Source organism: Microbispora sp. NPDC049633, assembly GCF_040675265.1.
Lineage (GTDB): Bacteria > Actinomycetota > Actinomycetes > Streptosporangiales > Streptosporangiaceae > Microbispora > Microbispora maris.
In genome coordinates this window covers 30,827-43,651 of sequence record NZ_JBFAOO010000051.1, presented here as the reverse complement: position 1 = coordinate 43,651, position 12,825 = coordinate 30,827, and the positions used below count along the sequence as shown (strand labels likewise).

Here is a 12,825-nt window from a genome sequence, read left to right as displayed (position 1 = left end):
CGCACGCCATGGGAGGTCGCCCGCGACGTGGCGCAGGGCATAGCCGAGGGCACACTCCCCATCGGTAAGGGTGCGGACTTCCTGATCCTCGAACTCAGGGACAGGTGCGACGGTCCCGAGGAGATCTTCTGGCTGATGATGCTTATCGACGACTGGGAGGCAGTCCGGGCAACTCCACCGAGCGACGATGAACTCCGCCGGCAAGCACGAAAGATCGCGGACGTCGCGACCGACCGGCTTGAGGCGTTCAAAGATCAGGACTCGTAGAGGTGGGAACCACGCCAGCCAAGGGTCTCGGATCACTCCGGGGCCCTTCGGCGTTCCCGAGGTCGGTCTCATCCCGCAGACATCGCGGGAAGCGCGGCACGACCTGGGGAAACGCGACCAACATCATCCCGCGTATATCCCGCGACTGGCGACAAGTGGCGGCTCTCGGCGGCGTACGGCTGCATACGCGATCATGGCGGGATCGCGCAGAATCCCAGGTCAGGGGCCAAAGATACTGGAGAGAGGAGCGCGCCCTGAGGGATTCGAACCCCCGACCGTCGGATTAGAAGACAGTCGCGCCGCGTCGCGTTGACCTGCGACAACTGCTCAAAATGTCCGATTCTATCCGCCCCTTGGGTAGGCATTGGGTAACGATCAAGGCTGTAGAGCCCGCGGGGGAGATCGAGAGACGCTTGAGGGTTGCGGCTTGCCCGTGAACAGCTGTCAGCGTGCATCTCATTGCTTCCAATGTGTTTTTGCAGTGTGCAAGGGAGGGCTTCAGCCGCCGGTCTGTACGTATCCATACGTCCGGGCGGCCGTTGCCCGATCGAGGCGGTAGTGTCCTACCAGGGGCGACCATCGCTTCCGAATCGTTCGAGACATCCGGATCGCCTTGCGGCTGCAACAGGAGGATGCGGTGCACACCCTAACCAGCAAGCGCGTTGCAAAGTTTGCTCGTGATTTCGGCTTTGAGGGCCCCGAATCTGAGTTGTTCGAGCGCTATGTCGCAGCGAACTACCTCTTCCAGTACCTCCGAGATGACGTGGATTCGATCGAGCGTTCCATTCTCGGCGGCGGCAGCGATGAAGGCATCGATATTGGCGCAGTGATTGTGAACGGGCAACTCGTGTTCGAGCCCGAGGAAGTCGACGAGCTGATCTCTGAGCAAACCGCAAACTCTGCCAAGGTGATCTTCATCCAAGCCAAAACGAGCGAATCGTACGACTCGAAGCTTATTGCGAAGTTCCTCCACGGGGTCGAGGCTGTCACCAAATACGGGATGAAGCCGGGAAGCATCGCACTACCTCCACGGCTCGTCGACGTTGGGAACCTGATCGACAGGATTGCCGAGAATGGCGATAAGTTTCAGGACAGCCGGATTCCTTGCGAACTTTACTACGTGACGACCAGCTCGAACGATGGCAAGAGCGTGCAAGGGGAGCTTCAGATCACCGAGGCTCTTGACCGCATCCGTGGTATCGGAGCTTACGCTGAAGGCCTTAAGCTCCGAACCCACGGCCATGAAGAGCTTGCGGCGAAGCAGAAGGAGCGCTATGGCCCGCAGAACATTCAGTTCAACTTCGAAAAGCGTCAGACGATCCCTGCCACGGAGCGAGTAAGCGAAGCGTACATCGGTCTGGTCTCAGCGATGGAGGTGATGAAGCTCCTTAAGGATGAGTCCGGTGACATTCGGCCCGGCATATTCGACGACAATGTGCGTCTAGATCTCGGCTCTCAAAATCCCGTGAACCGTCGGATCATGGACACTCTACAGTCGGGCGAGCGCGAGCATTTTCCGTTCCTGAACAACGGCTTGACAATCATCGCGACCGATCTGCGTGGCCTCGGAGATCGATTCTTTATCTCCGGCTACCAGATCGTGAACGGCGGCCAGACCAGTCACCAGTTGATCCGTTGGTCTGAATCCAACGAGATAAGGAACGCCCCGCACCTCATGGGAGACGTTTGGATCCCTGTAAAGATTGTCAGTTCCCGTGATCCCGGCGTTCGAACGAGCGTCGCGATCGCGACTAACCTTCAGACCGCGATCGGCTCGACCGATATCCAGGCGAGTTCGCAAGTCGCGAAGGATGTGGAAGAGTACTTCGCGCAGTCCGGCACAGATGGCCTCCGCTATGAACGACAGAACCGTGGCGCGGCACTTGAATTTGCACGCACACGTGTCGTCACGACACCAGAACTCAATCGCGCTGTTGCCGCAACGCTATTCGGGGAGTCATCGCGCGCGATCGGATCGCCGAAGGACCTCGAAGTCGAGGGCTCGTTCGTGTGGGGCGAATATCCTGTCGAGACCTACTACTACGCCGCGTGGATCATCTATCGGATCGACAGGTATTTTGCGCGAACGCCTGAGTCCACCGTCCTGAAGGCCGCAAAGTACCACATCGCGATGGTCGTGTCGGTTCTGGTGAACCCTGAGTTTATCGCAATGTTCGAGGCTGCCGACATTGAGGGTACGAGCAAAAAGCTCAAGAAGCCCAAAGGGCTCAAGTTCCGTGTCATGGAGAAGCCTCTGTCGGAACAAATCGAAGCGGCCATCGTTACGGCTGCCGAACTTGCAGCCGACGCGTTCAAAGCTCCGCTTTCTGAGGGGCGAAGCCTGCGCAAGGACGACGTGCGAAGCAGACGCAGCCAGGAGGTTCTTCTGGAAAAGGCTAAAGCCGCAGCCAAACCAACGTCTTAGACCTAGTGGCGGGCAGGAAAACTAAGAGCTTGCCCCCGTCGCCGACGCCATGGCTTCAGGTCGGCCGCACGCCCACGGTGCAACGAACTGAGGGCTTCTTGTCTCGCCCCTACTGTCGTAGGCGAGGGGTACTCTGCGGCATGTGACGATCACAAGCGGCACGAGTGGCCGACAGAGCAACCCCGCATGGGAGTGGGATGAGATTGTTTTGGCGTGCGATCTTGTGCGCTCATACGCATGGCGAGGACTCCGGCCCGACCATCCCAAGGTGCAGGAACTATCGAGGCTGTTGCAGCTAGGTCCCCTGCACCCGCCCGAAGTCCTTAGTAGCACGTTCCGGAACCCGGCCGGCGTGGCTCGGAAGACCTGGGACATTGCCACTCAGCACCCGGACTATACGGGTAAGCCGACGAACGGTAACAAGCTCGACAAGATGGTTCTGCAAGCCTTCATCGAGCGGCCTGCTGAGATGCATGCAGCAGCAGAAGCGATCCGGAAAGGGTTAGAGAGCGGCGCATTGCTAGACCTACCTCCCGTAGAGGAGGAAGATGGACAGGGTGCCAGCGCGCCGGAAGGTCGCTTGCTACTTCGACAGCATGTAGCCAGGGAACGTAATCCAAAACTGCGTGCAGCAAAGATTAAGTCGGTGCAGGATCGCGGTGACGCTGTTGCCTGCGAAGTATGTGTTCGATTTCGAGCACACTTACGGTCCGCGTGGAGCGGGGTACATCGAATGCCATCACATAGTTCCTCTGCATGTGTCAGGCCCCGTTACAACAAAGCTCGACGATCTGGCGTTGGTGTGCTCCAACTGTCACCGAATGATCCATCGTTCAGCTCCGTGGCTCACCCCATCTGAATTGCGTAAACTCGTGAATGTGAAGCGCAGCAGTTAGGCGCTATTTCGCGGCTCGTACTCCCTAAGGCTGCACTGGAGGATCTGGATGGGAAGATTGGAGAAGGAGCTACTAGAGGGGCGATATTATCGAACATATCTGCTAGCAAATCTGATAGACCAGATTGCTGCCAACCCGTTTGCGTACCTCAATGATCTAGAGGCGATATTTGCAGATGAGGGTATATATCCGTTTCTTGCATCATTTCAGAAGCATAGTGCATTGCATCGCTTTGCGGGAAGCGTGCTCTGGCAGTACTACTACGATCGTGTAACTCTTGTGGAAAGCGCGATACAACAGTTTCCGAACATGTCTCTCGCCGATGAGGTTATGTGGGTGTTGCCCGTAGAGGCGGCTTGTGAGGCGTATGAGATCGAGCATCCTACCTTCATTGAGTTCCGCAAGGAGACTAACTTATCTGAACTTACCCCTGCTATGTTGAGGCATTTTCGTAGTTGCGACGATCACAGATGCGGTGAGTGTGGACGCTTATCGGATGAGTATGGGGATTACTGGGATGAGTTGAATCTACGTGGATATGTAGATGAGCTTCTTGATCGGATCTCAGAAGAAGTCTTCTTCGTGATGTTCGGCAATCGCTCTTTTCTGGCCAATCTACACAAGCTGCTGGCAGGGTATGTGCAGGATGCTGCCTACAGCGAGGAGCCGGAGATTCAGAAGTTGTTTACGCATACAAAAGCTGGTTCGAGACTCAGGCGCACGCAAATCCCGGTCTGGGCTAAACGAGCTGTCGAGTTTAGGGACCGAGGTAGGTGTGTATATTGTCAGCGCCAGCTCGGGACTCTGCACACTCCTATTAATCATGCGAACTTCGATCATATTATTCCGCTTGCTAAAGGCGGCCTAAATGATGTCACCAACTTGCAATTGTTGTGCGACGATTGCAATAACGAGAAGCGACACAAAGGACTGGAACCTGGGCGTCTGTATGAGAGGTGGTATCCGGCCTAGGGGCTCTCAGGGCGTCTCTGTGGACGTCTGCTCGCCCGGCACTTCGTGATCACCAGCTGGCTGTGTCCCGGTGTGGCAGGCGTCCGGATGTGGTGGGTGCTGTCGGCGACGACTGCGAAGAGTTCGCCATGGACAAGCTTGCCGCGAGTCTCCACACTCTCCGCGCCGCACTCAGCTCCCCCATGGGGAAGCCGGCGTGGAATCACCGGGAAGCGTGACACGGGCAGGCCCAGTGCGAGAAGCTCGTTGCATGGTGCCTAAGCTGACCATGACAGCGCAACGATGGGATGAACTCACTGTCCTGCTGAAGGATACGCAGCGTCTTCAGGCCGAGTATCCCAAGGTGGCCGAGTACCTAGATATGGCGGAAAGGCTGTCGGGAACTGGCGACGTTCAGATCGACGCGGCGTTCGACTTGCGGTTCGTGCACTACATGACTGGCGGAAGCGCTGTGAGCCCGAACCCGTACTGGGACATAGTTGAGCCTTTCGTGTCGGAGTGTGAGGGTCGCCGCGTGGTGAATGGGGGTCGAGCGGAAGGAAGCGCGCGACTTGCCTATGCACAGATGATTTTGCAGGCGACCTATGCCTACGCAATCCCTTCTCCGCAGACCATCGAATGGATATGCGGTTTCTGTGCTGATCTCCCGATCCTGGAACTAGGGGCTGGTCGGGGGTACTGGGCCGATCAATTGTCGCGCTCAGGGCTGACTGTCGAGGCATACGACGTGGAGCCGCCGGACAAGAACGAGAACAGCTCATTCCCTGGAGCTGCTGGGCAGGCGGATGTATGGTACCCCGTCGGTGATCTCAACGGGTTCGCGTCTCGTAACCAGACAGCGGATTACGTTTTGTTTCTCTGCTGGCCGCCCGGCTGGGGAGACAAGATGTCATATGAGGCGCTGACGGCGTTTGAGGAAGCAGGGGGCGAAAGGCTCATCTACATCGGAGAGCCGAAGGGCGGTAAGACCGGCAACGACGCCTTTTTTGACGCTCTTTCGGCACGCTGGAGGTTGGACTCCGTAGATCCACACTTCGTTTCCTGGTGGACGGAAAGGGACGCCGCGCAGGGCTGGGTTCGGAGCTGAGGGCGTAGCAAAAAGAGGGGGTGCCACCCGTTCGGCACCCCCTCTTTTATTTGCGGCTGTTACTTCAGGGCCATGCGGAACACGAATGCCTCGTAGCGGTCCCGCGGATAGGAGACATCGGAGATCATGATGGTTCGGTCGTCGGCGGTGAAAAACCGCTGGTGAACCGTCTTGACGAGATCGCCGGGCGTAGTGCGCAGCCATTCGGCATGCAGCGGTGTCGGTAGCTGGTCAGAGATGGTCTCTTCTAGGAAGGCCGCTCCCGATACACCGACAACGTCCGCCGGCTGGTAGGTGTCAGAGATCGAGATTGGTCGCCCATCCTCAGTGGCCCGAGTGATGACGTGGGTGACTAGCTCACCCTCTGAGACGCCGAGAGCCTCTGCAAGCTCGCTGGTAGCAGGGATCTGTCGAGTCTCCCGTCCTACCTGAACGTCTCGATCGGATTCGTTCCCGAACGTGCGCTCAGCAGTCTCCATCTGCCGCTCAGGAGAGACGCGAACGAGGTTGGGTCGGTCTGCGACGAAGACGCCGCGTCGCCGTACGGACCGAACAAGCCCCTGGCTCTGGAGGAGTTCGAGGGCCTTCCGCACCACGATCTCCGAGACGCCGTTCTCTTGGGCAATCTCCTTGTAGCTCGGTAGTTGCGTGCGGGGCGGGAGCCCTCCGCTGCGGATACGCCGGGCGTACTCGCCTGCGATACGGACGTAGGCCGGTTCTGGCACTTGTCGATCAACCCCTTCGGCTGTTCTTCGCTGACGCTACCAGCGTATACGCATCATCGTATACCTAGGGGCTTGTGCGTATACGTAACTACGTATACGCTGCTCCTCGTGAGCCGCTCCACACGGGAGAGGTCACCCGGAAGCACCTCGGAAGGCGGTCCGACGGGACCGCGCGCCGACGCCGACGGAACTGCTCTGACCGACGGGCCAGACGCACCCGACGCCTGACAACTCAAGACGTGGGCCACCGCCTCCCCGGCAAAAGGCGGCCCGCGGAGGGCTGCGTCCCTGCGCATCACCGATCACATGGTTTGGCCTGGGGCGTGCAGCCTCAGGCCCCAATCTCTGCATCCCTGAGGAGTCCACCCAATGGCGAGACATGTCGCGGCAGAGGCGACGAAGCGGGGCGGTTGCCTGCTTCCGCTTCTGATGTTCGTGATCGTGGTCGGCGCGATCGTCTACGGGATCAACGACCCGGTCGGCGCTGCACACGCGGTCAAGGCCGCTTTCCGTGCCCTGGTCACTTTCATCGAAGCGCTGACCACCGATTGATCAAGCTCCGTCCGAGAGCGAGTCGCCCCTGCTCTACCGGCCCGAATACAGCAGCCAAGGAGTGCCCCGTGTCAACTACCCGTTCCGCTGACGTGCAGGTCTGCATCAAGTCGTTTGGCTACCTGCACGGCGATCCCCCCGCGGCTCATCTGACGATCGACCTGCGGCAGCACTTTAAGGACCCGCACGTCTCGCCGGAACTGCGGTACATGACCGCGCACGATGAGCCGGTCCGTACGACGGTGCTGAACACGCCCGGCATCGCCGACCTGATCGAGGCCGCGGCAACCGCTGTCACCGCGTTCCTGTCCGGCCCGAGCGCCGGCCCCGTGCTGGTGGCCGATGGCTGCGCCGGCGGGCGGCACCGTGCCCCCGTCTTCGCTCACCTTCTCGCCAACCGGCTGCGCAACAAGGGTCTGACCGTAGCCCTGCACCACCGCGACCTGGACAAGCCCATTGTCGAGCGCTGAACGCGCACCTACCGCCCCGACGGTCGTTAGGCGGGGTTCGACTCCCCGCCGGGGCACTCGGCCAACCGGCCGGCACCGTCGCAATCCGAAGGGATGAAGGACATGGACCGTGAGGGCCTGTTCCGCCTGGACAGCACCAAGGACATCAAGGACTGGATCACCAAGGCCGCCAAGTCCACCAACGGCACCGCCGACCTGCGCCACGAGGGCATCGACCTCGCCCTTGACGAGCTGGAGCGGCGCGGCGAGCTGCGCTGACGCCCAATCCACACGTCCGACGCCGGGGCGGCTCCCATCCGCCAAGACGTAGCCGCCCCGGCTCTCCTCATCACCCATCGACTGAGCCAAGGAGCGATCCCATCATGACCCACCGCCCCGCCCACCCGTCCCTGATGTCGCTTCCCCAACTCGAAGCGACCTGGGGCGTCCGTGGTGAGACGCCGCTGCCGGAATGCGCCTATGACCCCGAGCTACACACCGGCCCCCGTCTGGCGATCGAGACCGCGGACGAGCGCGCCGCCCGCGAGGCCGTCGCCCGGGAGATCTGCCAGGGGTGCCCGGCCCGGCTGTTGTGCGCCGCCTACGCCCTGAAGGTCCGCCCCTCCGCCGGCGTGTGGGCAGGCCGCAGCGCCGGGGAGATCACCGCGGATGCCGTCGAGTTCGACGCGCTGACCGCCTCGACCCGGGCGGGGGTGGCCTGATGAGCGACGCCGCTACCTTCGCCGCCGTCTTCGCCGCGTTGTTCGCCGCGCACAGCTTCGGGGACCACTGGGTGCAGACGCACAGCCAGGCATGCCGCAAGGGCGCCCCCACGGCCGCCGGGCGGCTCGCCTGTCTCCGCCACGTGGCCACCCTCACCACGACCAAGGCATTCACACTCGCCGCCGTCGCGGCCGTCACCGGTATTGCCCTCACCCCGCTGATGGTCCTGCTGGGTCTGACGGTGGACGCCGTTTCGCACTACTGGGCCGACCGCCGCGTCACCCTCGCCCGGCTCGCCGACGCGCTCGGCAAGGGCGACTTCTACCGGATGGGCGCGCCCCGCCCCGGCACCGACGACGCCCCGCACCTGGGCACCGGCGCCTACGCCCTTGACCAGTCCTGGCATGTGGCCTGGCTGTTCGTCGCCGCTCTCCTCATCGCTGCCTGACCCCCGGAAGGACCCGATCACCATGGCCAAGCTGTTCAAGACCCGCGCCGACGCCATCACCTGCAACTCCGACGAGGCCGCCCGCGCCTGGCGTGAGGCCGCCAAGGCACAGAAGCGGGGCGACGCCGCCGCCGCTCGCACGTGGAACGAGTGGGCCAAGGACTGCGACGAGACCGCCAACCGGTTCGCCGCCGGCGACTACGACGACGTGATCACCAACCCCTGACCGGAGGGACATCGGCCATGTCTCGTATCCGCGCTGCGTTCTGGGACCCCGCCGGTAAGCGGTACGGCATCCCCACCTACCCCTGGCGGATGGCCCCGGCCCATCTGCTCACGCTGCGGCAGCTCACCGCGATGGGGCTGCGCCCCGGCGGGCAAGGCGTACAGGCTCAAGTGCTGTGGCGCTCGCGCCGCTACGGCGCGCCCGGCGTCCGTGCCGCCTACCTGTACGACGTGCGTTTCGCCCTGCCGAAGCGGTCGCCGTCTCCGCGGCAGCGTGCCGCGCTGGCCAAGGCGAACGCCGCCCGCCGCACCTGCCCCGAGTGCGGCCGTGACGCCGGCTACGTCCTGCCCCGCCACCTAGGCACGTGCCTGGACTGCGCCGAAGGAGTGGCCGCATGACCCCGCGAAAGCTCGACACGAGCAAGCGGCCCGGCATCACCGTGCATGGGGCCAAGCTCCCCACCTACCAGAAGTCCGACGAGAGCTTCCTGGAAGCCGCTCGCAAACGCGGCATGACCCGATCGAGCCGCGCCGGCACCGACCGCCACCCCAAGGGAGGGCAATCGTGAGCACCACATCCCCCGTGCCCGAGCCGACGCCCGAGGACATCTCGCGCGGTCTGGCCGAGATCGAGCGGCACCTGATCGCGTCGGCGCCCACCGCCCCCGTCCCGCGGGATGCCGTCGAGCGCGTCGAGCCCGTCGGCGAGCCGTGGAGCGGGCAGACCCGGCGCGTGCAGCGGTTGCGCGCCGAGGTGGCCGAGGCGCACCAGTTGGCCGCGCTTCAGGCCGACGACGCCCCGCTGCTGCTCGACACGCCGAAGGTGCGCAAGCGGCGCAAGGCAGCGCATGAGGCCGCCCGGCTTCACGCGCTGGCCCAAGACCCCGCGATGCGCGCCTGGCAGGCCGACCGGATGCGGCGCGTGCTGGTGACCGCCGCGCTGGTGTCGCTGGCGCTCGCGCTCGGCTGGTCCACCGCCGGCGTGCAGTCCTTCGCCGCGGACGGCGCGCCGCAGTGGTCGCCCGGCTGGCTGTTCGCCTGGTTCGTGGAGCCGTTCATGTCCCTGGCGCTGCTGGTGGTCGTCGGTGCCCGCGCCTATCTCGGCACCCGCGGCACCCCGCTCAACGACCCGAAGCTGGTCAGGATCGAGTACCTGTTTTTGGGGCTGACGCTCGGCATGAACGCCTGGCCGCACCTGCCTGGCGTGGCCGACGACTTCAGCGTCTCCCGGCTGGTGCTTCACGTGCTGGGGCCGATCGTCGCGGTCGCGATCGTGACCGCCCTGCCGATCATCCTCGCCGCGTTCACCAACCTCGACCACGACCCGCACCGCGGCGGGCTTACCGGCCTTACGTACAGCGCAAACACCCACGATCCGGTAAGGGCACCCGCCCCGGAGATCGCCCACCTGATCGCCCGGGCGCGCACGCTGATCGCCACTGGCGAGCTACCTGCGAACCCCAGCGCCTACCGGCTTCAGCGCATCCTGCGGTGCGGCATGGACGACGCCCGCGCCGTCCGCGACGCGCTCGCCGACCCTTCATGACCGAACGGGCGCGTACCAGCGTGGTCACTCCGCCAAGAACGCCCACGCCGGACGCGCCCGCACCCCGCCACAACTGCACAAACGAGGTGACCTCATCATGACGCACACCCCGCACGAGCCCAACGGCCACGGCGCCACCCCGCCGGCCGACCTGCCGCCGACCGTGAACGGCCCTACCGGCGACGACGACGGCAAGGGCGCGGACATCGTCCACCTGGATGCCGCCCGCGCCGGACGCCACCCCTACCCCTCTACCACGCCCGGCGAGGACGAGAGCGAGGCCGCGCCGACGCTGGAAGGTCGAATCATCCGCGTGGACCAGCCCGGCGGCGAGCGGCGCGACTGGCTCACCGAGCTGGAAGAGCGCGCCCGGACCCGCCGGCCGATCGTGCCGCTGTGGCTGCGCTCCCGCAACGACGCCCTCGACACCCTGCGATGGGTCGGCCGGCACAGCGCCTATGTGGCGGCCTTCCAGGTCACCCGCGCCCCGCTGTACGCCGGTCGGCTGGCCGCACGCTCGCCCCGCGGCCTCGCCCGGCTGGCCGGCGGGATGGTCAAGTGGACCTTCGACCTGGAAGGCGAGCCGGTACGACTGGCCACGGTCCGCAAGGCCGACCCCGAGGCGTACCTGAAGCTGTCGCGGCAGCGGGATGCCCGCGTACGGCTGCGCGTCCCGATCACCCTCGCCGTGCTGGTGACGCTGCTGATCGTGGGCATCATCGTGGCCAACGCGCCCACGCTCGCCCAATGGGCGGCGCTCGCTGTGGCGCTTGGTGTGCTGGGCGTCGTCGGCAAGCCCGCGGACCGGCCGCTGATCGACCGCGCCGTCACGCCCACGATGGTGGAGAAGCTGACCAGCGACATCGTGATTCGGTCCCTGATGGTGCTGGGCATCTCCGGCATCACGCAGGCCATGTCGAAGAACCCCAAGGACGCGATCCGGTTCGTGGCCCCGATCACCCGCGATGGCCCCGGCTGGCGCGCCGATATCGACCTGCCCTACGGCGTGACCGTCACCGATGTGATGGACAAGCGCGACCGGCTCGCCTCCGCTTTGCGCCGCCCGCTGGGCTGTGTGTGGCCCGAAGGCGATTCCTCGATTCACGAAGGGCGGCTGATCCTGTGGGTGGGCGATAAGGACCTGTCCAAGACGATCGTGCGGTCCCCGCTGGCCAAGGCCGCCAGCCACGATGTGTTCAAGGGCATCCCGTTCGGCAACGACCCGCGAGGCCGCCTCATCACGGTGCCGCTGATCCAGCACAACGTGTTGATCGGCTCGCAGCCCGGACAGGGAAAGACCGCCTCGGTGCGCGAGCTGGCCGCCGGCATCGTGCTCGACCCCACCACCGAGGCGTGGTTCCACGAGCTGAAGGGCACCGGCGACCTGGACCCGTATGAGAAGGTCTGCCACCGCTACATCTCCGGCATCGAGGATGAGGCCATCGCGTATGCCGCCGACTCGCTCGCGCTGCTGCGTAAGGAGGTCATGCGCCGCGCCGCCGCGCTCAAGGCGCTGCCCGCGGACCTGTGCCCGGACAAGCGCGTGACCCGGCAGATCGCCGACAAGCGCAGCCTCGGCTTGCATCCGCTGGTGTGCATCATTGACGAGTGCCAGAACCTGTTCGCCCACCCCGACTACGGGCCGGCGGCCGGCGAGGATGCCGAGTTCATCATCAAGCTAGGCCGTGCCCTGGGCGTGGTGCTGATCCTGGCTACCCAGCGCCCTGACAAGCGGAGCCTGCCCACCGGGGTGTCCGCGAACGTGTCCATCCGGTTCTGTCTACGGGTCGGTGGCCAGCTCGAAAATGACATGATCTTGGGCACGTCGGCCTACCAGAGCGGCATCCGCGCCACCATGTTCGTCCCGGAGAAGGACGCCGGCACTGGCTACCTCGTGGGCGCGACGCCGATGCCGAAGGTGGCTAAGGCCGCCTATCTCGACACCCCCGCCACCCAGCGGATCGCCGACCGCGCCTACGCACTGCGGCAGGCCGCCGGCACATTGTCCGGCCACGCCGCCGGCGAGCGCCCCGAGGTCGTCACCCCGAGCTTCGACCTGCTCGCCGACATCGCCGCCGTGGTTCCCGCCTCCGAGGCGAAGGTGTGGAACGAGACGGTTGTGGACCGGCTGGCCGACCTTCGCCCCGACGCCTACGGCCCGTGGGCGGAGCTGGAAGGCGGCGCGAAGACCGGACAGCTCACGACCGCGCTCAAGCCGTACGGGATCAAGACCATGCAGGTGTGGGGGACCCCGGAGGGTGGCGGCAAGGGTGCCAACCGCATCGGCATCGCCCGCGCGGACATCATCACCGCCCTCACCGAGCGTGACAAGCGGAAGGGAACCGAGGCCGCTTCATAGGCCGCGGATCGCCTCTAGATCTAGAGGCCGCCCCATCTAGGTCTAGAGGCTTCCCTAGACCCCGAAACCCGGAACGACCAGCGACCTAGCACCTAGAGCGCCACCTGCGAAAACCCCGGAAACCCGCCCTGGAGGCCCCTGTGGCTCATCT

Annotated in this window: 16 protein-coding genes; 15 read left to right on the top strand and 1 reads right to left on the bottom strand. The window is 64.2% G+C overall.

Annotated elements, in window-relative coordinates; genetic code table 11:
• The 5 genes from AB0J39_RS16185 to AB0J39_RS16165 form a co-directional block, all read left to right on the top strand.
• Positions 1–267: hypothetical protein (locus AB0J39_RS16185; protein ID WP_363464915.1), on the top strand; the 267-nt coding region annotated here is incomplete at its 5' end.
• A 637-nt stretch (positions 268–904) separates the two neighbouring features.
• Positions 905–2,692 (top strand): AIPR family protein, encoded by a 1,788-nt coding sequence (locus AB0J39_RS16180; RefSeq protein WP_363464914.1) that lies wholly within the window; start codon positions 905–907, stop codon positions 2,690–2,692.
• A gap of 626 nt (positions 2,693–3,318) precedes the next feature.
• On the top strand, positions 3,319–3,588 hold the full coding sequence (locus AB0J39_RS16175) for an HNH endonuclease (protein ID WP_363464912.1): 270 nt from the start codon (positions 3,319–3,321) through the stop codon (positions 3,586–3,588).
• 48 nt (positions 3,589–3,636) lie between these two features.
• The gene (locus AB0J39_RS16170) at positions 3,637–4,560 is read left to right on the top strand and encodes an HNH endonuclease (protein WP_363464909.1); all 924 of its coding nucleotides are present in this window, start codon (positions 3,637–3,639) and stop codon (positions 4,558–4,560) included.
• 250 nt (positions 4,561–4,810) lie between these two features.
• Positions 4,811–5,647 carry a hypothetical protein gene (locus AB0J39_RS16165; RefSeq protein WP_363464908.1) on the top strand — a complete coding sequence of 279 codons (837 nt, stop codon included), beginning with the start codon at positions 4,811–4,813 and terminating at the stop codon, positions 5,645–5,647.
• A gap of 59 nt (positions 5,648–5,706) precedes the next feature.
• Here AB0J39_RS16165 and AB0J39_RS16160 read toward each other — a convergent pair whose 3' ends face one another.
• The gene (locus tag AB0J39_RS16160; protein ID WP_363464905.1) at positions 5,707–6,372 is read right to left on the bottom strand and encodes a GntR family transcriptional regulator; all 666 of its coding nucleotides are present in this window, start codon (positions 6,370–6,372) and stop codon (positions 5,707–5,709) included.
• Positions 6,373–6,741: 369 nt separating this feature from the next.
• Here AB0J39_RS16160 and AB0J39_RS16155 point away from each other — a divergent pair, with 369 nt between their 5' ends.
• From AB0J39_RS16155 to AB0J39_RS16110, 10 genes are all read left to right on the top strand, one after another.
• Positions 6,742–6,924 carry a hypothetical protein gene (locus AB0J39_RS16155; RefSeq protein ID WP_363464903.1) on the top strand — a complete coding sequence of 61 codons (183 nt, stop codon included), beginning with the start codon at positions 6,742–6,744 and terminating at the stop codon, positions 6,922–6,924.
• 68 nt (positions 6,925–6,992) lie between these two features.
• Positions 6,993–7,394, top strand: a complete 402-nt coding sequence (locus tag AB0J39_RS16150; RefSeq protein WP_363464900.1) for an RNase adapter RapZ — start codon at positions 6,993–6,995, stop codon at positions 7,392–7,394.
• A 102-nt stretch (positions 7,395–7,496) separates the two neighbouring features.
• Positions 7,497–7,652, top strand: coding sequence for a hypothetical protein (locus AB0J39_RS16145; RefSeq protein WP_363464897.1), 156 nt, complete (start codon positions 7,497–7,499; stop codon positions 7,650–7,652).
• 104 nt (positions 7,653–7,756) lie between these two features.
• Positions 7,757–8,095, top strand: a complete 339-nt coding sequence (locus AB0J39_RS16140; RefSeq protein WP_363464895.1) for a WhiB family transcriptional regulator — start codon at positions 7,757–7,759, stop codon at positions 8,093–8,095.
• A complete protein-coding gene (locus tag AB0J39_RS16135) occupies positions 8,095–8,544 on the top strand; it encodes a DUF3307 domain-containing protein (protein WP_363464892.1) in 450 nt (149 codons plus the stop codon). The genes AB0J39_RS16140 and AB0J39_RS16135 overlap by 1 nt, the downstream gene beginning before the upstream one ends.
• 22 nt (positions 8,545–8,566) lie before the next feature.
• The gene (locus AB0J39_RS16130) at positions 8,567–8,770 is read left to right on the top strand and encodes a hypothetical protein (protein WP_363464889.1); all 204 of its coding nucleotides are present in this window, start codon (positions 8,567–8,569) and stop codon (positions 8,768–8,770) included.
• A 17-nt stretch (positions 8,771–8,787) separates the two neighbouring features.
• Positions 8,788–9,168, top strand: a complete 381-nt coding sequence (locus tag AB0J39_RS16125; RefSeq protein WP_363464886.1) for an RRQRL motif-containing zinc-binding protein — start codon at positions 8,788–8,790, stop codon at positions 9,166–9,168.
• Positions 9,165–9,338 carry a hypothetical protein gene (locus AB0J39_RS16120; protein ID WP_363464884.1) on the top strand — a complete coding sequence of 58 codons (174 nt, stop codon included), beginning with the start codon at positions 9,165–9,167 and terminating at the stop codon, positions 9,336–9,338. The genes AB0J39_RS16125 and AB0J39_RS16120 overlap by 4 nt, the downstream gene beginning before the upstream one ends.
• On the top strand, positions 9,335–10,315 hold the full coding sequence (locus AB0J39_RS16115) for a hypothetical protein (protein WP_363464882.1): 981 nt from the start codon (positions 9,335–9,337) through the stop codon (positions 10,313–10,315). Before AB0J39_RS16120 ends, AB0J39_RS16115 begins: the two co-directional genes overlap by 4 nt.
• Before the next feature lie 313 nt (positions 10,316–10,628).
• Positions 10,629–12,674, top strand: coding sequence for a cell division protein FtsK (locus AB0J39_RS16110; protein WP_363464880.1), 2,046 nt, complete (start codon positions 10,629–10,631; stop codon positions 12,672–12,674).
• The last annotated feature ends 151 nt before the right edge of the window (positions 12,675–12,825 follow it).